Source organism: Rheinheimera sediminis, assembly GCF_004005375.1.
Lineage (GTDB): Bacteria > Pseudomonadota > Gammaproteobacteria > Enterobacterales > Alteromonadaceae > Pararheinheimera.
This window is the reverse complement of sequence record NZ_RZUF01000018.1, coordinates 41,386-61,643: the sequence shown is the minus strand read 5'-3', so window position 1 is coordinate 61,643 and position 20,258 is coordinate 41,386. Positions and strand designations below refer to the sequence as shown.

Sequence of the window (20,258 nt, the reverse complement as noted above, 5' to 3'; positions counted from 1 at the left end):
AAGTGTTCGGCATGCGCTCTGAGTCACTCCACTGAAAACACTACTTTTTTTCCTTTACGACAATACAATTTCAACTACTGCTACTATACTGAGCGCGGATGAATCCAGCTTCATGGCAGTGCTTTCACAAATTTCAATGCTGCCATTAAATGCGGGTACCCAAAGGTAAAGTTAATACCTTTGCACCCTGAGGAACCACAAAGACGTGAATATCAAGTTCGTTGTTGCTGGCTTCGTACTGTGGCTATGGTCTGCCTCAGCAACCGAAGTCGTAACTCACCCTGCCGTATCTATGGACCAGTTGACAGTGACTCAGCTGCGCGCCATTTATTCTATGCGGCAACAAAACTGGCCTGATGGCAAAGCGATCAGAGTCTTCGTTTTGTCAGCGAAAAATCCGGTGCATCAACGTTTTACTAAAGAAAAATTACAAATGTTCCCTTATCAGCTGGACAGGATCTGGCAAAAAATTACTTATTCAGGTTTAGGCTCAGCGCCTGTAGTGCTGACGTCTGAACAACAAATGCGTGAAATGGTAGCAAATACCGAAGGTGCTATTGGTTATATTGAGAATTCAGATGAACTATCCAAGCTCAAAGTCATTGAAGTTTCACAGTAAGTTGAGTGTTTTACTGTTGCTGGTCTGTTCATTGCAAATGCCAGCTCAAGAACTGCAATGGCATGGTTTTATTTCGCAGGGACTGATTCAGGCCCCCGAAACTAATTTTGTTAACCTGGATGATAGTATTTCAGCTGAGTTAACGGACATAGGCGTGAATATGTCCTGGGTGATGTCGGATAAGCTTAGACTGGCAAGTCAGGTAGTCTATTTAGATGGTGGCCGCCGTTATACCAAAGGGACCAGGCTGGATTATTTTTTCATAGATTGGACTTTATACAGTGACTTTGATTGGCGGCTTAATCTGTTTGTCGGGCGTTTTAAAAACCAGCATTGGCTTTACTCTGCAACCCGGGATGTGCCTTTTACCCGCAATGCCATCGTATTACCACAATCTGTATATTTTGATTCCTTCCGCGATATAGCTGTGGGCAGTGATGGTTTAGCATTAAAAAGCACTCACGATACAAGGTTTGGTGAAATTGAATTGAACTGGAGTTGGGGTTCTACCAACCTTAGTAAAGAGCAAAAGCAGATCCTGTTAAGTACCTTACCTCAGGGCGATGCCGAGCAGGATTACGTGCATCAGGCCAGTCTGTTTTGGCGGCCTGGGCAGCTAGATTGGCAATTGGGACTTTCTTTACTGGATTCAGATTTTAGCTACAAAAAAGCTGAGCTGGATTTCTACAGCGATGGTGGCATAACAGTACAGCGTGTTATGTTCAATGCTCGCTATGCTGCTGAATATTGGGAGCTGAGTAGTGAGTGGGTGCAGGAGAGACTGGACATTAAAGATTTTTATGCGCCCGGTTTTAAACGCAACAGTTTTAGCCAGGGCTGGTATATTCAGGGACGATACAACCTAATGCCTCGTACTTGGGCTTTGTTAAGCCTGGATATTTTTGATTTGGATAAAGATGATCGAAATGGGACTAAATTTTCACAAAGTACTGGCGGTATGGTTCCTGCTTACTTTGCCTACCAGGACGATCTAACTTTCGGCTTAACTTATGATTTTAGAGACAATCTACGTTTGACTATGGAGCACCATTGGGTGAAAGGTACAGCCAGATTAGCTTATCCTGTCTTGCCTGATGTACAGAATAATAAGTCTGAATACTGGCAAATGTGGGCGATGCAATTGATGTATTGGTTTTAACAACGATGCGGCCTTTTGTATTTAGCTTACCCTGGAAAATTCTGCTGGCGACTTTAAGTGCTTTGCTTTGTATGACGGTGCTGCAAACCAGCTTAGGTTTGATGCGGATGACTGAGGAGTTTGAGCGGCAGCAGCAGGTCAAACGCGAGTCAGCACAACAGCAGTACGTACAGCAAAATACCATAATAGAACAGCAGCTAAGGGTGTGGTTGGAGAGCTTTTCTGATTTAGTGCAATTAAGTCAGCAAGCTGATTTTTCATCTTTTATCCATCGGTTAGCTGAGCAAAGCGCCAATATGCAGCTGCATCTGAATATTGAGCAAATTTGGTTGCACAATAGTGAGATGGAACTGTTGTTTAGCAGCGGCCAAAAAACGCTGTATTTCTCGCCGGATTTAGTGCGACAGGTACTGAAACAGCAAAGCCCTTTCTCTGCTAATTTGTGTGTGCGTTATTGCGTCAAACAACTTAGTTTGCCTGTACTGAACAGTTCAGGTGAAGTGGCTGTAATGACGGTGACGACAACGCTGGTCGATATTTTATCGGCTTTGCATCAAAGCTTAAATTCTGATGTGGCGCTGATCAGGGCAGGTTTGTCTGGAAAAGGAGAAGCTCAGCGTGAGCTTATCTCCAGTTCTAATCCCCTGTTAGTCAATGCGCTGTTACAGCAAGTATCTGATCTTGAAGCTGATTTAGCTCTAAATTCTGGGCTTCAACTTTACTATAATGGTCAGCAGTACCTGATCTCGGCTTTTGAAATGCAAAGTAAAGGCGTGTATTTAGTTGTCGTGGACAATATCAGCGATTTTGTGGCCACCAACAATGGGTATCGCCGTCAGTTATTAATTACCTCGGTGTTGTTATTTAGTCTGATGGTACTGCTGGTTTATCTTATTATGCGCCGCATTAGTCTGAGATTAAAAAAGCTCAGTCAGGCGCTACCTTTGTTGTCGCAAAAAAAATACGCTGGTTTTCGCCAGCAAAGCCAGTTTGATGCTGGTATCTGGCCTGATGAAGTCGATTTTTTGCGTCAGGCTGCTGAGGAGTTGAGTGTTGAACTAGAGCAACTGAACCAAAAAGTTGAATTGCACACCAGCGAATTGGAAAAAGTAGCGATGTACGACTTACTGACTACTTTACCGAATCGGAATATGTTGCAGTATCAACTAGACAGAATGCTCAGTAGCCACAGCATGGATAAAAAATTTCTGGCAGTGCTCTTTGTTGATTTAGATGATTTCAAACGAATTAATGACAGCCTTGGCCATGCTCAAGGCGACAAGTTACTGAAACTGGTAGCTCTGCGTTTTAAAGATTGTTGTGGAACCAATGATTTGCTGTGTCGTTTTGGTGGCGACGAATTCGTTTTTGTGCTGCCGCAGTTAACTGATGTAGATGCGCCTTTTCGTTTAGCCAGTCAGATACTTCAGCGTATTCAGCAGCCGCTAACCATAGACCAACAAAACTTTGTAATGACGGTCAGTATAGGTTTGACTATTAGTCAGGGGACACCTATTGGACCTGATGATTTAATACGCCAGGCTGATTTGGCTATGCATGAAGTAAAGATGAATGGAGGCAATGGTGCTCAGGCCTACAATCTCGATATGTATCAGCGGGTGCAACAGCGCGTATTGTTGGAACAGGATTTAAAAGAAGCCTTGCGGCTCAATCAGTTCAGTATTAGTTTTCAGCCTCAGATGACCATCGCAACCGGAGCTTTATCTGGTTTTGAGGCGTTGATCCGTTGGCATCATCCGGTCCGGGGTATGGTTTCGCCCGATGAGTTTATTCCAGTGCTGGAGCAATCTAAGCAAATAGTGCCTTTGGGTTACTGGATCATTGAAGCTTGTATGCAACAATGCCTGAGCTTGTTACATAGTGGCTGGCATAATTTTCGTATAGCCATTAATTTGTCGGCAGAACAGTTTGTGGACCCAGAGTTGATCCCTACACTTAAAAGCTTGCTGGATAAGTACGAGCTGCAGGGATCTTATTTTGAACTCGAGTTGACTGAACGTACTTTAGTGCAGAGTATTGAGACCATGCTCACTATCATGTCGCAAATTAAAGAGATGGGTATCCACTTTGCGATTGACGATTTCGGTACTGGCTATTCCTCTCTGAGCTACCTGAAAAAGATGCCGATGGATTGCATCAAAATAGATAAGAGCTTTTTGTCTGGTATGCTGGAAAATGCTGCGGATTTTCAAATCATTGCCTCTACTATTGCCATGGTGCAAAAGCTACAACTTCAGGTCGTTGCCGAAGGGGTGGAGACACGTGAACAATTGGAATTGTTGCGCCAGCAAGGTTGTGATATCGCTCAGGGCTACTTAATCGCCAGACCAATACCCCAACCTGAACTTGCAGGGTTTTTAGAAGAACATTTCCCCAAAGGGGTCTGGCGCGGCCTCAAGTAAATAACCTGAACTAGGGATAACGAGTGTCGACCTCTGTTGATTTAATCAATTAAATCAGAGCAGTAAAAGTATCTTTTCAAAAAGAAAAACTCTTTACTGACTGAATGCGCAGATTTTTATGGATCTCAAGGCGCTTTGTCGTACGCCATAGCAAGCTATGGCTAGACAGAGCAACGCAGAGAGGCGTAAAAAGATACCTATTCAGTGGCGCGGCTTATCCCGCGTTCAGGTTAAATAGTTCCAGCACGCATGCTACTTGAGACCATAGCCGGATTACCTCAGCACTGCCAGATTAACGGCATAGCTGGCCTTGCTGGATATAAGGGTTTAACAGCGGAGCCATACCTTTGAGCACTTGCAGCGGTAAGGCGGAAGTGAAACTAAAATCTTCTGCTGCTTTACCAGGTACAAAAGCAGTCAAAGTACCGAAGTGATTCTCTCCAAGATAAAATACAAAAGTCGCGGTACGATTGATGGTGGTGGACTGTACTGTTCGGCCCCGGATCACTTGAGTGGCCATTTTATTGTCTCCAGTGCCGGTTTTTCCACCTATGACCAGTGGCGTGCCATCGGCTTTTGTAAATGAACCTTGTAAACGACGTGCTGTACCGCCATCTGCTACTTGCGACAAGGCAAAACGCAAGGCTCTGGCGACCTCTGGTTTCATCACTCGCTGGGCCTCTTGTGGTTGATACTTTAACTTCACTTCATAAGGGGTATTGGCAGCGAAATGCAGCTGATCCACTCTGACTGTCGGCAGTAACATGCCATCATTTTGAATAATACCAAGAAGTTCAGCCAAGGAGGCTGGCCTATCGCCTGAACTACCTAAAGCAGTGCCCAGTGAGGGAACCAGATGGTCAAAAGCATAACCCAGCCGTTTCCAACGCTGGTGGATATCCAAAAAGGCTTCCACTTCCAGCATAATACGAATACGGGTATCTCTGGCACTGCGGTTTGAGGTTCTGAACAACCAGCGGTACACCTGCTGGCGCTGCTCTGCAGATGCATTCACCGCTTCGCTTAAGGTTGCCTGTGGATTTTGTTGCATAAAACTTAGCAGCCACAATTCGAGCGGGTGAACCCTGGCTATATAGCCTTGATCCATCAGACTGAATTTACCTGGACCGTATTTGTTGTACAGCTCATCAATATCTTTTACCGTCAGATTTTCTTCGGGTAAACGTTGCTGCAAGAAAGCACTGAATTTGGCAAAGTCAGACTCTGGTAACAAATAACGATGCACTGCAGCAAGACGGTCTGGGGTTTGTTTCAGGCCTTCAAAAAAGGTATTTAAACGGTCTTCTTCGGTTTTTTTCTGGTATTTACGCCAGAATCTTTGTAAAAAAGAGCTGCCCTCTTTATCAGCAAAACGACGTAAGTACTCTTCACGGCGCGGGTCTTTATCGTTTTTCAGTAGCAATGAGGTGCTGCCTGCTGTCTGGTAGCTGCTACTGTAAGCGACTATGTCCCGCATAATACGAACAAAAGGCAGGTTGATTGATTCTTTCAACGATTCCAGCACAGTAGGCACTCTACTGTCTTCTTTTTTCTGGAAGTTATTAAACACCTGCAATCCGCCGCCGGTAAAAAAGCGCTCAGATGGCGAGGCTGAATAAGTTCGTTGCAGGGCTGCATCGAGCATTTTTGATAGATCACGGTCTGCGGTGTGCGCCATATAGGTCGCCGCCCATCGGGTGAGGTTATCGTTAGGTGCTATATCAAGATTCAGCAGGTTTTCTGGCAGCTCATCTATAAAGGAGTCATGTAATTCAGCTACTATTTCCAGATAAGTCGTAAGCACACGAAGTTTAGCTGTAGAACCCAGTTCAAGTTTGCTGCCTTCGTTTAAGTCAAAAGGTTGGTCAGTATTATCAGTTTGAACCCGCACTCTGTTTCCACCAGGCGTTTTTTCAAACAAGGTAAAACTGTAAGTCACTTTGTCGGTGTTGCTTGCGCTTAAAAGCTTTTCGCCTAGCAAGCCTACTTGCTCAGCCACTACCGGAGAAGCGAGACTATTGAGGTATTGACTTACTTTTTGTTGAAGTTCATGGTGCAAAGAGACTTTGGCTGTCAGATCCAATCGATCCAGATCATACAATTGCTGATTCAATAGAGAGCCTAAACGACCTCTCGCCACGTTAATACCTTTGAGGGTCTGAGCATCCTGTTTAATGCGTGGTGCTTTACCTCCCTTAAACAGCAAACGTTGTGACATGGCAGCGTCAGCCAACTCTTTGTCTATAATCCTTGCATTGGCCAGTATCCTTAAATGGCTATTGGTTAATTGTTCTAAATCAGCATGACCTTGCAACAGATAATAAGAAGGACGGCGTTGGGCTATCATCAAAGCTAAAACCTGGCGCAATGCCAAACCTCTTAAACTTCTGTTTTGCTCTGTAGGTTCGGCATTAAGGACTTGATTAAACCGAGCAAAATCGGTGCCAAACCAAGCCCACAGCGCATCACCCACCCCATGTACCTCGCCGAAACCTGGAGCAGAAGAGAGCGGCACTGAGTTTAAATAATCAAGTACTACCTCATGTCGTGTTAGGGACGTATCAGCACCATAACGATAAGCTCGGACTGAACCTGAAACCATCTGCAAAAATTTGTCAGTGAAATTTTGAGTCAAGCCTTGAGGGGAATGGCGGTATTTTTCAATTTGAGTGGCCAGTGTGCTGCCTCCGGCGGACTGACCTTCTAAATTCAGTACTTTAGTGACCTGAGACACTGCGGCCATCATAAATCGGGGCCAGTCTACCGCTGGATTGGCGCGGGCAGGAGAGGTTAACAATTTACGGTTTTCGATAAACAGCAGACTGTCGCGAACTACAGCGGGAACTTCAGCCGGATGGCTGTACACCCTTTGCGGATGAGCAAAAGAAAACAACTCTTCGTTGCGGCAGTCGCCAATTAATAATCCACCTTGAGCTTTTTCACGGTAAGGCGGAAAAAAACCTAATTGAGTGTAAAACAGTAATTCAGGTGAAAAAGCCGCTTGTTGTTCTACTACAAAGTTATTTTTGATTAAAGCCGACATGAATGTAGGGAGCTTGGAGTAGCCCAAGCGTTGGTCAAAAGGTCCTGCTATTGGATAGGAAACCTGATCCGTTGGGGCGGATTGCAGCTGATAAGTCAGCTTTTTTGCATAAGCGCTAATTTTAGTGGATTGGTAATGGGCTGTATGCAGCTCGTAAGCGACCAGTGCAGCACAAGAGAGCAATAGTAAAATCAATAACCAAGGGACCAGGCTGCGGCGCTGTCTTGGTGGAATGGCTGGGATGCCTTGCTCTGACGGGCTTTTATCACGGTAATTATCAAACTGCATTTGATTTAAATCTGATGGGGATGACAAGTTCTTATCCATGAGTTCAGGCATCTGCCATGTCAGTGGATTTTAACTGGTATAAGTTGGATTTGCAGCTGAATTTTAGCGATGTGTTCCAATCAAACATGCTGATTTGTCTCCATTTACTGCTTTGGTTTGGTTTTCAACTCTGAAGGGGCCGTTAACACCTGCCCACCAAACCATAAGTTCAGGCTGTGCCTGAAAGCTGGGTCGGTTTGTACTTTGGGTATCACAGTGTTAATGAGTTCAATTTGTTGTTTGCCCCACTCGCTATTACTACAGCCGACAGCGCCGGCTATAGGTGCTGGCAGCTCTTTTATAGGGACGTATACCAAGCCTTTGGCTTGTTCCGGAGCTGTTTTCCTCAAGAAAGTCAGAATAATGTCGTAGTCCAGAGTGAAATCAATTCTGCCACTTTGGATCATTTTCAACAGAGCAACAGGCCCGTCATCGCCTGAGCGTATCAGCTCATTTTTGCGATAGGGTTCAAGTAAAGGTTCAATTTCTCCATATCTGCGTCCTGCCGCTAACCCAAGTTTATAAGTTTTTGCTTCCAGTAGCTGGGTTAACGTCAGAGGTGAACCAAAGCGTTCAGTCAAGTGATTGGCCAGCGCCTGACGAGTGATCACTCCCTGAGGTCTGTACCAATGAGTGGGTGTGCTGAACACTGCAGTTTTAGTAGGTTGACCTCTGTGGATCATGCAGGGGAAACACAAGGCTTCTTTGTTATTCAGTGCCTGATGAATACGGGTTTGTGGCATCAGTAAATTCTGATGACCGATAGTAGGTAAATGAGTTTGGATACTGAGCATCAGTTGGTCGCATAGACCTTGCTGATGGAATGGGCCTCCTACGATATGAAAAGGCGGAGCAGTATTAATGGCCCAATTTATCTGCAGTTTTGAAGGGGCAGCCAGACTCTGGTGACTAAGCAGCAAAACCATCAGGGCTAACAGATATGGCATCAGACCAGCGACTCCGGATTTTCCTTAACATTTAATTAATTTAACCAAAGCGCTGCCGAAGGACAAGGTTTAATTCAGTCCAGCAGCGACAACAGGGCTGCTGGATTAAAAGCCTGATTTGACTTGCAATCCTGACTGTTAGTGGTGGTGACCACCTACGCCATGCGCATGACCATGCTCAATTTCTTCTGCTGAGGCGGCACGTACGTCAATTACATCAATATCAAAGCTCAGGGTTTTACCAGCCAATGGATGATTGGTATCTACTTCAGCTTTAAACATACCGACCTTGACCACAGTGACCTGGCGTTGGCCCTGATCCGTGTTCACTACAGCGATCATGCCTGGTTTCCATTTTTTTGCGCCTACCAGATGTTTCACCTGAACGCTTTGCACAGCGTCTTCTTTCCGCTCGCCGTATGCTTCAGCCGGCGCTAACGTGACACTAAATGCATCACCGGCCTGATGGCCTTCCATTGCTTTCTCTAAACCTTCAATCAAATTGCCATGGCCCTGCAGGTATAAAACCGGATCCTGACTTCTGGAGTTTTCTAACACGCCAGTATCGTCTGTTAAGGTGTAATGGAACTGAACTACTGTATCTTTGCTGATTTGCATGTGCTGTTTGTCCGCTGCTTGCTAAAAAAATGGCAGCTATTATTACGCAATGCCCTCAGAGGGTCGACTTTTTTCTACAGAGATTATGACAAAACCGGATGAGTATGCTGCCAACTTAAAGGATCTAACGCATAAAATGACTTTAGTTGCTGATACAAAGCCGGATGCTGGGTGGCAAACAACTCAGCTTGTTCAAAAAAAACTTCAGAAATAACGGCAAAAAATTCAGCTGGGTTGGTGGCTGCATAGGCATCAAATAAGGTAGGTACACCCAAAGCTAATTGGCGCTGCAGTTGCTCGAATTCAAAAGATAATACCTGAGACCACTCTTGATAGGCGGCTTTATTGGAAAGCAAAGGCGCTCCTGTGGCCAGGCCTTTGAGTTGATCTAACTGATGCGCAAACTCATGGATCACTAGATTATGCCCATCGTTGCAAATAGCAGCCGACTGGAGGGTATCGACCCATGACAAGACAATCTGACCACTTTGCCAGGATTGTCCCAAATGGACCTGTGTGCTTTCGCTGACGACGCCTGCAGCATCTGCCTGTTTCGCTGGCACGACAAAGGCGCCAGGGTAAATCAGGATCTGCTGCAGTTTTGGATAATAATGCAGAGGTTTGTTGAGCAGTAACAAACAAGCCTGAGCTGCTATGGTGACCTTCATCTCGTCAGTAACCACTAATCCTGCACAACCGACAAATTGTTTTTCGACAACAAATACCTGGATCAGCTTTTTCAGCTGGAGTTGTAAATCTGCAGGCAAAGCCCTGAAATAAGGCATACGTCGTTTCAGGATTTGTCGCCAAGACGCCGGAAAAGGCTGCTGCTGAATTCTGTTTCGACGGTGTTGCCGCCAGACCGAAGGTAAAAACACAGAGGCCAACACCACCAGGGTCAGAAAGGTTAGCAGCAGTATAGGCACAATAAATCTTCCGGTTAAAGCACTGTAGTGCTGTTATGGCGCCACTCTGAGCAAAATCAAGGTCATGCTCCAGCAGAACAGGTTGCGTTTTAATGGATAAAAACTATACCCTTTGAACAGTGCTAAGTGACAGAGCTTTTTTATGAACCTATTTCAGCTGAATTTACTGCCGGGTTTAGTGCACCCGATTTTATTGCAACTGCGCGACCCACAGATCCAAAAAGATCGGCTGCGGTTTAAATTTAATCTGGAACGCCTGGGTTTTTTACTTGCAGCAGAGTTGGCAAAAACGCTGCCGGTACAAAAAATTGAGGTGCAGACAGTACTTGGAAAAACCGAGATAGCAGTGCCGGTTCAACCTCCGGTTTTAATTACAGTGTTAAGAGCAGGCTTGGCGTTTTACCAAGGTTTTGCCAATGCCTTTGATCAGGCTGATAGCGGTTTTATTGGTGCTTACCGTGTCGAGGGAGAATGCGCTGAGCAGCTTGAAATCAGGATGAATTATGCTGCCTTGCCTGATTTAACAGACCGCGATTTAATTTTGATCGATCCTATGTTAGCCACAGGCGGCTCTTTACTCAAAGTTTGGCAACTGATAGCCAGCCAGGCCAGCCCCCGATCAGTGCACATCGCAGCTGCTATTGCAGCACCAGAGGGGGTTCAGGCTTTGCAGCAACATTTACCAGAACACAGCTATTTATGGGTAGGCGCCCTGGATCAGCATCTGAACGAACAGGCTTACATAGTGCCGGGTTTAGGTGATGCTGGAGATTTATGTTTCGGGCCTAAGTTGTGAGCGTGCCAGTCAAGGTGCTATAGCCGTTAATGGCTGACGAATCATCCACTGCTGTTTTGGCGCTATGATCTGCTGCAAAGTTAGCTGATCAATACTTTGCTGATCCAAAATCCGTATTTGCGGGCTGACTTGTCTGGCGTAGTTTTGTTTTTCCAAAACACGTAAAGCCAAATCAATACTGATACGGGCTTGGATCACGGGTGAATCTGTGGCTGCGGCCAGTATTTTGCCCTGTTGGATCAGAGCTATAACTTCTGGGTTAGCATAATAGGCCATCACCTGAGTGGTGTTGTGTGGCTCGGTTGCAACAAAGCTTTGTGTAACAGAGGCTGCAACTGCATTTGCCAACACATAATCGGGTTGGTGATGGTTAAATAATTGTCTCACTAAAGTAGCTTGCGAAAAGTTGTCGGTGGCACCATAGCCGCCGTGCACTAAATCAATACCTGTCTTTTGCAGTCGTTTTTGTAAACCCCGTTCTGCGTCCTGCACCCATGCAGCCTGAGCCGGTCCAGGGAACCAGGCTAGATTAATGCTCTGTTCCTGGCTGTGTTGCAGTAAATACTGCATGCTTTTGCTCGCCATATTGGCAAAAGAGACTGAAGAACGAGCTGAAATTGCGTCACTATTGATACCATTGATCAAATCGATCACCGGAATACCTGAGTCTTTAAGCTGCACAACTAAATCGTTTAGCCCTTCGCTTGAAATGGCTGCGATAATCAGAGCGTCTGCTTTGTTTTTTACACAGTCCTGCACTTGTTGGCGTTGGCGCGGCAGGTTTTCATAGCCTCCGGCTTCATAAATACCAAGAGTCGCGCCCTGACGTTTAGCTTCTTCAGCCAGTCCCCAAGATACTCCCCACCAATAATGGTCTTTACCATGGGGCAATAGAGCACAGAGGCGCCAGGTTTTACTGATTTTTTCTAATGGTTGGTATGCTAAAGTCTGGCCGTCGGCCTGAACTTGAACTGGAAACCAGTCTTGCTCCGCAGCGAACAAGGGGTTGTTGACCAAACTGGTCAAGAGGCAGAGCTGTAAAAGCTTTTTTACCATGAAATCTCCTACTTGTAGTTGATACACACTATAGAAGATTTCCAGGTAAAACGACTTTTCTTTTAATGATGAGCCAGTTTTTTCCTTAAATGCCAGAAGTACCAAAGTACACAAGCAACCACCAGCGGAACACTGACGGATTCAATAGTTTTGGCTGGCCACTGCGGCAGCCAATGCACTATAGCTTGCTGTGCCTTGGTTAACAGTTGGAGCGAATAGTAACTGATTGCTACCACAGATAATCGCTCGACAGCGCTTTGTAGTTTCAGTTGCAAATGAGCTCTTTTATCCATAGAAGAAAGCAAGCTCTGATTTTGCCATGCCAGTTTTAAATTGATTTGAGTTCGCAGCAGTTCAGTAGACCTGCCTAAGCGCTCAGCTAGCTGTTGCTGACGCTTGAGCACAGACTGAGCAGTTCGCCACGCCGGGGTTAAGCGTCGTTCGGTAAAATGCTGCAATGACATCAGTCCTTCAATGGGTTCTTCCTCCAGGCTTTTTAATCTGTCCAACGTCAGTTGATAGTAAGCATGACTAGCCTGCAATCTGCTGCTGTTTTCGGAGATCTGATGTTCAGTCTGAGCAGCCAACTGGATCAGTTCATCCAGCAGTTGTTCGTCATTGCCTTGTTTTTGTTCAATACGTGAAGTGATCACGGCCAATTGCTGTTCTTGTTGCGGTAACTGATGTAACGCAAGTTTGCAATACGGCCAGGCCAGCAGAGCCAGTTTACGATAGTTACCCAAATCAAAAAGCTGTTGCACCAGGGCTCCCAAAGCACTGCGACTTAAACCTTGGTCCAGCACTAGCATGCGGCCAGCCCCCTCATTATGTTTACGAAAATCCGTCCAGATCCGAGCTTTACCATTAAACACCATGCTGCTGATCAGGTGTTCACTGACAAAAAGCTCTGTCGGGTCCTTTGCGACCAGTTGATAGGGCTGCACTATGCTCAGCTGCACCACCCTGAATAACTGGCCTGGTAAGCTGGCAAACCAGTGTGGATCCGGTACTAAATCCTCTGGATCACAAAACAGACTGGACGCAGCACCAGAGCGGATAAAAGTGTAAGTAGAAAATTCGTTATGCCGCTCCCAACGCAGCCAACTGCTACCAAGTTGCAGGTTGCAGTCCTGTTCATGAGGCTGCAGATCTTTACCATGTTGCTGAGCCAGTTGTTGCATGGCCTGATATTCGGCACTGCGTGAAGTGCCCGAGAGCGTCAGCACAAACTGACAAAGCTGACAGGGAGAGTCCAGAGCCGGAAAAAAGCGTTGCTGTAATTCTTGTTCCAGCAAATCGCGTTGCGGGTGTTGACGTAAATAAAGCTGAACCATAACAGACTCCAAAACGAATAGCCAAACAAGCCACAGAACTGAAGCAGTATCTATACCTATGCATGACAGCCAGATGTCAATTAGTTGATTTTATTATTGAATTTATTATTTTTAGCTCAGGTTTATTATAAAAAACAATAGCTTGATGTTCCCTTATTGCTCAAGAGGGCACTAAAGAAGTGCATTTTAATTAATATTTTATTTTCAAATGAAGCGAGGCTACACTTAAAAAAGGAATACAACAAAGAGGATAGACAAATGCGAACTTTGTATTTATCGCTGTGTTGTACGGCCATGCTGTCATCAGCACCGGCTTTTACTTTGAGCAGCTTACCCCAGTTACAACTGGCTCAGTCTTATCAGCAGTATGAAGCCGTTTCTGCTTTTTGGATCAGCGAGAAACTCGATGGTGTCAGAGCCTTTTGGGACGGCAAACAACTACGAAGTCGCAGTGGGCAGTGGATAAAGCTACCTGATCAATTAGTGAAACAATTGCCTGATTTTGCGTTAGATGCGGAATTGTGGGCGGGCAGGGGCAAGTTTCAACTGGTGATGCAAGCCTTGCAGCAAGGTGCTGATCACACAGACTGGCAAAACATCCGACTGATGGTATTTGATGCGCCAACACAGCTGGGTACTTTTACAGAGCGTTTGCAGTTTTTACGGCAGCACCTGCCAAGCAGCGCTTTTGTGCAGTTGTTGGAGCAGAAACAATTGCACACTAAGGCTGAACTGAATGAGTGGTTGCAACAGGTGGTAGCTGCAGGCGGCGAAGGATTAATGTTGCATCGCACCCATGCGCTTTATCAAAGCGGGCGGGTCAGTCATTTGCAAAAATTAAAACTGGCGGAAGATGCAGAAGCCAGAGTGGTAGCGCATTTGCCGGGCAAAGGTCAGTTCAGTGGCATGCTGGGCGCTTTATTGGTGGAATTACCGGATGGACGGCGTTTTAAGTTAGGTTCAGGTTTTAGTGTGGAAGAGCGAAAAAATCCGCCCCAAATAGGGCGTCTGGTGACCTTTCAGTACCATGGTTTGACGCATAAAGGCATACCTCGCTTTGCCGTTTTTGTGCGCGAGCGACCAGAGTAGTAAAAAGCCAGTCGGCGCTACTTGCTGGGATCTGTGTTCAGCGCCAGAATAGCGATCTTCAGCTGATGAGGTAGTTATGGTTAATCTGGCTTTGATGGGCGCTTTTATTCCGACTTTTTTATTTGTTTCTGTCACACCTGGTATGTGTATGACTTTGGCTATGACGCTTGGAATGACGCAGGGCGTGCGCCGCACTTTATGGATGATGTGGGGCGAAATGTTAGGTGTGGCTTTAGTTGCCATTTTAGCTGTTTGTGGCGTTGCCGCTATGATGCTGCAGTTTCCGGCGGTTTTTCAGTGGTTTAAAATGGCTGGTGCCATATTTTTGGTTTATATCGGCGGGCAAATGTGGTGGGCCAAAGGCAAGTTAGCTATTCCACAATCTGGTGTTCGTCGGGAATTATTACCACGACGCACTTTATTTAGTCAGGGTTTTGTTACCGCTGTGTCTAACCCTAAAGGCTGGGCTTTTCATATGGCCTTGCTGCCGCCTTTTATCGATAGCCAATTGGCGTTCTGGCCACAGTTGCTGGTATTGGTCTTTCTTATTATTTTAATGGAGTTTCTGTCTATGCTGCTGTACGCAAGTGGTGGCAAGGCCTTAGGTGCATTTTTTCAGCAACAAAACAAAGTGCAGTGGCTTAACCGTATTGCAGCCAGTTTAATGTTTGGTGTTGCTCTTTGGATGCTGCTGGGTTAAGGCCGGTGCTTACCAGCGATAGCCCAAAATCAGACTGCTGGAGCGCTGTTTTGCATGTGCCTGCCAGCCCACCCATTGGGTTCTGTTCGGTTGAAAACTTTGTAAACTGCTGTGCTCCAGTGCCAGATTTAAATGTGCTGTTAGCTGATAAGTCCAGTTAAAAGTCCAGCTGTGGCCTTTGCCGTTATTGTCATCGGTAAGGGTTAGATCTTTATCTGTGACTTCAAAATGATCGTAGCGAGCGCTGATGCTGTGTCGGTCCAGCTGATAATTCAGCATCAGGTAACTGCTTTGGTAGTCCGCGACTACTGCCTGTATCCCCATGCTTGTGTCGCCACTCAGAACCTGTGCCAACAGGCGCCATTGTTCTGTCAGTTGATGTTGAAAAGCCAGACTGAGGAAACGGGTATCCCAGGCATATTGCCCATGTTTAAAGGTTGTAGGCTCACCTCTGTTGTCATACCAATACAACCGCATTTCGGTCTGATCTTTATGCAGCCAATGCAGCCCTGTGTAGTAGCCGGTTTTATGATCCAGCTCTCGATTCGGTTCAACCCAGGCCGGTTGCAGTTCAATTTCTCCACCCGCAGCTATGCTGGGGTAATTGGCAAAGTGCACCCGCTCACCAATGCTGGTTTGCAGGTTATGCAAGGCAAAACCACGCCAGGTTAAAATAGAGCCCGCAGGATCGTTGCCCTGAAATAAAGCGCCCACCCACTGAATACTGTGATCAGATTTAAAAAAACGCCCTGGCCTGTTAACAGATAGTTCAATAGCTCTGGTTTTAATTTCTTCCGCTATCCAGCTGTTAATGGCAGAAAACGAATTTGTATAAGGCGAAGTCCAGGCTAAGTCGGTATTTTCCAGCGACAGAGCCGGATAAAAAATCCCGGCTCTGCCGCGCACTCTGTAGCCGGAAACAGGTAACGGATTCCAGTTGATCCAGGCTTCGGTGACACCAAAGCCTGCTTCGGGCGCTCTGTGCCACTGGGCATGCACTGTGGCTGAAAAGTCGGAATCGGTTTCTAGCTGGGCCAGCAGATACGCAGGGCCAACACCTGCTTCGGTGTGAGTGCCAAACTGACCTGTGCCTTGTTGCCACCAAGGCTTTAGATAATAGGCTGTATCATTTTGTTTATTCAGGTAAAATTCGCCACGCCCTTGCAGGCTGAGTTGTTCGGCAGCCTCGACTGTGCTGCTAAAGGCCAGTGCAATAGTTAAAGTGATACAGATAAGGGGCAGTTCGGCTTTGGGCATGCTCTGTTCCATACTTAATAGTCTGAGTTGATAGTAGCTAAAAACAGCTCAGGCACTCAAGTGATAGCGGCTTGAGCTTTCATATGATGACAAGAGGTGTAAACTCCTTTAATTTAAGCTGGGTTTGTTATGCAAAGGCTTACGGAGAACTAGTCTATGGCTTCCTTAGTTCGTTTCTTTTTTGTCACTCTGCTGCTGTTGCAAAGCCTTGGGGTTTTTGCTGCAGTTCAAGTTTTAGTCACTGATCAGCAAGGCCAGCCTTTGGAAGACGCCGTTGTAGAACTTCTGGATCCGGCGAACCTTAAGTTTGTGGAAAAAAAAGCTGAAGTAAAGCAGCAAGACCTGACCTTTATTCCATTTGTGTCAGCTTACCAGACCGGCACCTCTGTCGATTTTCCTAATTTAGATAAAACACGCCATCATGTGTATTCGTTTTCACCAGCCAAGGTGTTTGAATTAAAACTCTACGCCAACAAACCAGAAGCCCCTGTGGTATTTGATCAGGCGGGTATTATTGCTTTGGGCTGTAATATTCATGACTATATGCAGGCTTATATTTATGTGGGCGACAGTCAGTTTTTGCAGGTAACAGATAGCAAAGGATTGACGATCTTTACCGATGTGCCAGATGGTAATTATCAGTTAAAACTCTGGCATCCATGGCAAAATGCCGATTGGGTGACTCAGCAGGTACAGATTAAAGCTGGTCAGGTGATAAGTTATCAGCTGGCTGTTACATCCCAGGAAAAACCAAAGAAACCTAAAAAAGGTTTTGGTGCCTCCTACACCCCCTGATTTTCTAACCTAAAGGAGCCAATTTATGGCCACAGTAACGTTAAAAGGTAATCCAATTCAGACTATAGGCGATTTGCCGGCAGTGGGTAGCAAGGCCCCTGAGTTCACTTTAACTGGTGCAGGTCTGGCTGATTTGAAACTAGCAGATTTTGCTGGACAGCGTGTGGTACTGAATATTTTCCCAAGTGTGGATACCCCGACTTGTGCGACCTCTGTTCGTACTTTTAATCAAGCCTTATCTGGTTTAAGCAACACTGTAGTTGTTTGTGTTTCTGCTGATCTACCTTTTGCACAGGCACGCTTTTGTGGTGCTGAAGGTTTAGAGCAAGTGAAAAACGGTTCAAGTTTCCGCAGTTCATTTGGCAAAGATTACGGCGTGGAATTTTCTACCGGTCCATTGACCGGTTTACTGTCTCGCGCTGTGGTTGTCATTGGCACTGACGGTACAGTATTGTACACAGAGCAAGTGGCTGAAACTGCAGATGAACCTTCGTATGACGGTGCCTTGGCTGCATTAAGTTAATGCGATGGGACCAGAGGTTTTGACTCTGGTCCCTTTTCTTATCATTTCAACAGAATTCTATAATGCACATTAAACCTCTGGATCCCTTATCTGCCCCTGCTGCACATTTATTGGCTTTATCTGACGCTTATATGGCGTCTTTATACCCTGCTGAAAGTAATCATATGGAAAGCCCGGATGCGCTGGCTTTGCCGAATGTATTGTTTTTAGGTGCTTATCAGGATGGCGAATTAGCAGGCTGTGGCGCTGTTAAAATAATGTCTGACGATGGTCTTTATGGCGAAGTTAAGCGAGTTTATGTATTAGAAGCATTCAGAGGCCGTGGCTTGTCAAAGCAACTCATGCTGGCGCTGGAAACTCACCTAAAAGAGCAAAAAGTCCCGCTGGCACGACTCGAAACCGGTATTTCTCAGCCTGAAGCCTTAGCTTTGTATGAAAAATTGGGTTATCAGTACAGGCTGCCTTTTGCTTCCTATGAACTGGATCCTTTGAGTGTTTTTATGGAAAAAACGCTGTAAATTTTTTAGATTATTTACCTGTCCCTAAGATAGTTCTGGTGATAATCGTATTTTATAAGCTAAGCTCCTTGTGCCTGATTGGTGTACGCTCATTCAGGCGTGCTACTGAAAATTCACGAAAACAAGGAGTTTGCCCCATGCAGTTTTATTCACCACAGTTATGGATACTGCTGGCTGCCTCATTGCTGGCAGGTTGCAGCACTTTACCTTCCTCCACACCGTCAAAACCGACACAAACAGTGACCACACTTACTACGGATCAGACAACAGACTGTGTAGGGAGTATTCAGGCACCTGCTATTGGCTTAGAGGCAACCTCAGATCCGGAGCTCTTGCAATCCGCTTTAGGTCAGCCAGACAAAGGTCAGCTTTGTATGGGCCAGGTGTTTGTAGCTACAGCTCCTGTCACTGTGTATCGGGTTTGGGATCAGACTAAAAGCTATACTTTATATGGCCGCTGGTGGTCTTTTAGTTTGCCACAAGGCCCAACGGACCACTACAGAGAAGCCAATGCCATTTGCCCTGGCTGGAGTGTACTCAATCAAATGAGCAGTTGTACCTTAAAAGTGGGTAGTAAAATTGTGGTGGGGCCAGGTCAAAGTGCCGATTGTGGAGATGGGTTAATTTATCCGAAGTCTGCGGTGAATCAGGTCTATATCAATAACGATTCCCGTAATAATGTGCTTTGGGTTGAAAACTGCGATCTTGGTAGCAACTGGCCGCACTAAAAGCTTGAGTTTTCATACTCCATTCTGGCATAGCTGTAACAGCCGTTTTGTCTGAGGACAGAAGGCTTGCGTTCAGGCTTCCCTCTATCTTCATTTTTTAATCAGTAAAAATTACAGCTGTTCACTCAAATTTGTTTTTTTCGCTCATTTCTTTAATTTATAAATTTGTTTTAATTCAGCATCTTGATTTGTTTCTAATGAGTTTTCAGATCTTGGAAGTGGAGTTTATCTTATTTTTAGTGTACAACTGTGCGCTGAAATTAAGTGGAAGGACCAGTGTGAACAAAACCATCTCCTCGTGGCGCCAACGCCTTTATCGCCAATTTAGTTTAATGTTGGCGAACCAGCCTAAACTAGGGTATTACCTGCTGCCTCTGCTGCACTGGAACAAACCCCAATGGCATCCTGACTATCACAGCGCTTCTGTGGTTGATTTTTGCTGGGAGACAGATCAGATGTTAAGTGTCAGGTTAAAACCTGCGGCCTCATGGTCTGGTTTTACTCCTGGTCAGCATATTCTGGTCACTTTGCTGCATCAGGGCCGTTATATCAGCCGTAGCTTTAGTATCAGCTCTTCTGCTGCTTTGTTTGCACAGCAAAAACAGATCCTTATTAGTTGCCGTATTCAGCCGCAAGGCGAGTTTACTAAGGCCTTAGCAAGCGATATCAGCGGGCTTACAGAGCTTAGCATCAGTGACGCTATGGGAGATTTTGTGCTTGCTCCTAGCGCCGATAGCACTGGGCTAACAAGTACTGTGATGGTCGCTGCCGGATCCGGTATTACGCCGCTTTGGTCCATGCTCAGCAGCATACGCTGCTGGACTTCTCCTGTTGTCTTGTTTTACAGCGTGAAAAACGCTGCTCAGGCGGCATTTTTAGCTGAGCTGAAACTGCTTGCTGCAAAACAACCTTTGTTTGAGCTCAGATTGATCGAAACCGAAATAACAGGCCGGCTGAATTTAGTCCAGGACTTGGCAACCAAAGCCGATTTTTCTATGACCCAAGCTCAGTACTATCTGTGTGGGCCTGCTGCTATGAGCCAGCACTGTAAAGAGCAGTTAATACAGCAGGGTGTGCCTGCGGATGCAATTCATTCTGAACAGTTCGGATTTGCTCTGACAGCAGTTGAGGGCGAGATGAAACAAGCTTTGATCCTGCAAAAAGGCACAGAAATACGGATAGAGGCCGCAGCTGGAGTGCCACTGTTACAGGCCGCAGAGCAACAAGGGCTGAATCCTCGTTTTGGCTGCCGTATCGGCGTGTGTTTTCAGTGTGTCTGTCAGAAGAAATCCGGACAGGTGTTGAATTTACGTACAGGGCAAGTGTCAGGTGATGGCCCTGAGCAAATTCAGCTATGTATCAGTGCCGCACACAGCAACCTGCAGATTGAGTTATAGGAT

Annotated in this window: 18 protein-coding genes; 11 read left to right on the top strand and 7 right to left on the bottom strand. The window is 45.9% G+C overall.

Going from position 1 to position 20,258, the window contains the following annotated elements; translation table 11 throughout:
• Positions 1–205 precede the first annotated feature (205 nt).
• Genes EMM73_RS13425 through EMM73_RS13415 form a run of 3 tightly spaced genes read left to right on the top strand, consistent with a single transcriptional unit; the run spans position 206 to position 4,201 of the window.
• Positions 206–619 carry a substrate-binding domain-containing protein gene (locus tag EMM73_RS13425; RefSeq protein WP_127687100.1) on the top strand — a complete coding sequence of 138 codons (414 nt, stop codon included), beginning with the start codon at positions 206–208 and terminating at the stop codon, positions 617–619.
• Positions 579–1,778, top strand: a complete 1,200-nt coding sequence (locus tag EMM73_RS13420; RefSeq protein ID WP_127687098.1) for a hypothetical protein — start codon at positions 579–581, stop codon at positions 1,776–1,778. Before EMM73_RS13425 ends, EMM73_RS13420 begins: the two co-directional genes overlap by 41 nt.
• Entirely contained in the window at positions 1,748–4,201 is a 2,454-nt protein-coding gene (locus EMM73_RS13415; RefSeq protein ID WP_186435222.1) for a putative bifunctional diguanylate cyclase/phosphodiesterase, read from the top strand. The genes EMM73_RS13420 and EMM73_RS13415 overlap by 31 nt, the downstream gene beginning before the upstream one ends.
• Positions 4,202–4,493: 292 nt before the next feature.
• Here EMM73_RS13415 and EMM73_RS13410 read toward each other — a convergent pair whose 3' ends face one another.
• The 4 genes from EMM73_RS13410 to EMM73_RS13395 all read right to left on the bottom strand — a co-directional run bounded on the left by EMM73_RS13410 (position 4,494) and on the right by EMM73_RS13395 (position 10,062).
• Positions 4,494–7,559 (bottom strand): transglycosylase domain-containing protein, encoded by a 3,066-nt coding sequence (locus EMM73_RS13410; protein ID WP_261373406.1) that lies wholly within the window; start codon positions 7,557–7,559, stop codon positions 4,494–4,496.
• 116 nt (positions 7,560–7,675) lie between these two features.
• The gene (locus EMM73_RS13405; RefSeq protein ID WP_127687092.1) at positions 7,676–8,518 is read right to left on the bottom strand and encodes an ABC transporter substrate-binding protein; all 843 of its coding nucleotides are present in this window, start codon (positions 8,516–8,518) and stop codon (positions 7,676–7,678) included.
• Positions 8,519–8,656: 138 nt separating this feature from the next.
• Entirely contained in the window at positions 8,657–9,136 is a 480-nt protein-coding gene (locus EMM73_RS13400) for an FKBP-type peptidyl-prolyl cis-trans isomerase (RefSeq protein WP_127687090.1), read from the bottom strand.
• Positions 9,137–9,219: 83 nt separating this feature from the next.
• Positions 9,220–10,062, bottom strand: coding sequence for a M90 family metallopeptidase (locus tag EMM73_RS13395; RefSeq protein WP_127687088.1), 843 nt, complete (start codon positions 10,060–10,062; stop codon positions 9,220–9,222).
• A gap of 142 nt (positions 10,063–10,204) precedes the next feature.
• On the opposite strand from EMM73_RS13395, the gene upp reads away from it, so the two are divergent.
• Positions 10,205–10,858, top strand: a complete 654-nt coding sequence (gene upp / locus EMM73_RS13390) for a uracil phosphoribosyltransferase (RefSeq protein ID WP_127687086.1) — start codon at positions 10,205–10,207, stop codon at positions 10,856–10,858.
• 9 nt (positions 10,859–10,867) lie between these two features.
• Here the strand turns inward: upp and torT are convergent, their stop codons facing one another.
• Positions 10,868–11,914 (bottom strand): TMAO reductase system periplasmic protein TorT, encoded by a 1,047-nt coding sequence (gene torT / locus EMM73_RS13385; RefSeq protein ID WP_127687084.1) that lies wholly within the window; start codon positions 11,912–11,914, stop codon positions 10,868–10,870.
• 62 nt (positions 11,915–11,976) lie between these two features.
• Positions 11,977–13,248, bottom strand: a complete 1,272-nt coding sequence (locus tag EMM73_RS13380) for a DUF3422 family protein (protein WP_127687083.1) — start codon at positions 13,246–13,248, stop codon at positions 11,977–11,979.
• A gap of 258 nt (positions 13,249–13,506) precedes the next feature.
• Between EMM73_RS13380 and EMM73_RS13375 the strand changes: the two genes are divergently transcribed.
• Together EMM73_RS13375 and EMM73_RS13370 are read left to right on the top strand one after the other, a co-directional pair.
• A complete protein-coding gene (locus EMM73_RS13375; protein WP_127687081.1) occupies positions 13,507–14,337 on the top strand; it encodes a DNA ligase in 831 nt (276 codons plus the stop codon).
• Positions 14,338–14,413: 76 nt separating this feature from the next.
• Positions 14,414–15,037, top strand: coding sequence for a LysE family translocator (locus EMM73_RS13370; RefSeq protein ID WP_127687079.1), 624 nt, complete (start codon positions 14,414–14,416; stop codon positions 15,035–15,037).
• 9 nt (positions 15,038–15,046) lie between these two features.
• On the opposite strand, the gene EMM73_RS13365 is transcribed toward EMM73_RS13370, so the two are convergent.
• The gene (locus EMM73_RS13365; RefSeq protein WP_127687077.1) at positions 15,047–16,294 is read right to left on the bottom strand and encodes a hypothetical protein; all 1,248 of its coding nucleotides are present in this window, start codon (positions 16,292–16,294) and stop codon (positions 15,047–15,049) included.
• A 156-nt stretch (positions 16,295–16,450) separates the two neighbouring features.
• Between EMM73_RS13365 and EMM73_RS13360 the strand changes: the two genes are divergently transcribed.
• The 5 genes from EMM73_RS13360 (at position 16,451) to EMM73_RS13340 (ending at position 20,255) form a co-directional block, all read left to right on the top strand.
• Entirely contained in the window at positions 16,451–17,089 is a 639-nt protein-coding gene (locus EMM73_RS13360) for a methylamine utilization protein (protein WP_127687075.1), read from the top strand.
• A 25-nt stretch (positions 17,090–17,114) separates the two neighbouring features.
• Positions 17,115–17,612, top strand: a complete 498-nt coding sequence (gene tpx / locus EMM73_RS13355) for a thiol peroxidase (RefSeq protein ID WP_127687073.1) — start codon at positions 17,115–17,117, stop codon at positions 17,610–17,612.
• Between the two features lie 62 nt (positions 17,613–17,674).
• Positions 17,675–18,130 (top strand): GNAT family N-acetyltransferase, encoded by a 456-nt coding sequence (locus tag EMM73_RS13350; RefSeq protein ID WP_186435221.1) that lies wholly within the window; start codon positions 17,675–17,677, stop codon positions 18,128–18,130.
• A gap of 137 nt (positions 18,131–18,267) precedes the next feature.
• Positions 18,268–18,858 carry a hypothetical protein gene (locus EMM73_RS13345; RefSeq protein ID WP_127687069.1) on the top strand — a complete coding sequence of 197 codons (591 nt, stop codon included), beginning with the start codon at positions 18,268–18,270 and terminating at the stop codon, positions 18,856–18,858.
• Between the two features lie 278 nt (positions 18,859–19,136).
• Positions 19,137–20,255, top strand: coding sequence for a flavin reductase family protein (locus tag EMM73_RS13340; protein ID WP_186435220.1), 1,119 nt, complete (start codon positions 19,137–19,139; stop codon positions 20,253–20,255).
• Positions 20,256–20,258 lie beyond the last annotated feature (3 nt).

Excerpts from the sequence above, each read along its gene's own strand:
- EMM73_RS13420 (WP_127687098.1), top strand. The coding sequence starts at position 579 with ATGAACTATCCAAGCTCAAAGTCATTGAAGTTTCACAGTAAGTTGAGT.
- EMM73_RS13405 (WP_127687092.1), bottom strand. The coding sequence starts at position 8,518 with ATGCCATATCTGTTAGCCCTGATGGTTTTGCTGCTTAGTCACCAGAGT.
- EMM73_RS13400 (WP_127687090.1), bottom strand. The coding sequence starts at position 9,136 with ATGCAAATCAGCAAAGATACAGTAGTTCAGTTCCATTACACCTTAACA.
- upp (WP_127687086.1), top strand. The coding sequence starts at position 10,205 with ATGAACCTATTTCAGCTGAATTTACTGCCGGGTTTAGTGCACCCGATT.
- torT (WP_127687084.1), bottom strand. The coding sequence starts at position 11,914 with ATGGTAAAAAAGCTTTTACAGCTCTGCCTCTTGACCAGTTTGGTCAAC.
- EMM73_RS13380 (WP_127687083.1), bottom strand. The coding sequence starts at position 13,248 with ATGGTTCAGCTTTATTTACGTCAACACCCGCAACGCGATTTGCTGGAA.
- EMM73_RS13375 (WP_127687081.1), top strand. The coding sequence starts at position 13,507 with ATGCGAACTTTGTATTTATCGCTGTGTTGTACGGCCATGCTGTCATCA.
- EMM73_RS13370 (WP_127687079.1), top strand. The coding sequence starts at position 14,414 with ATGGTTAATCTGGCTTTGATGGGCGCTTTTATTCCGACTTTTTTATTT.
- EMM73_RS13365 (WP_127687077.1), bottom strand. The coding sequence starts at position 16,294 with ATGCCCAAAGCCGAACTGCCCCTTATCTGTATCACTTTAACTATTGCA.
- EMM73_RS13360 (WP_127687075.1), top strand. The coding sequence starts at position 16,451 with ATGGCTTCCTTAGTTCGTTTCTTTTTTGTCACTCTGCTGCTGTTGCAA.
- tpx (WP_127687073.1), top strand. The coding sequence starts at position 17,115 with ATGGCCACAGTAACGTTAAAAGGTAATCCAATTCAGACTATAGGCGAT.
- EMM73_RS13350 (WP_186435221.1), top strand. The coding sequence starts at position 17,675 with ATGCACATTAAACCTCTGGATCCCTTATCTGCCCCTGCTGCACATTTA.
- EMM73_RS13345 (WP_127687069.1), top strand. The coding sequence starts at position 18,268 with ATGCAGTTTTATTCACCACAGTTATGGATACTGCTGGCTGCCTCATTG.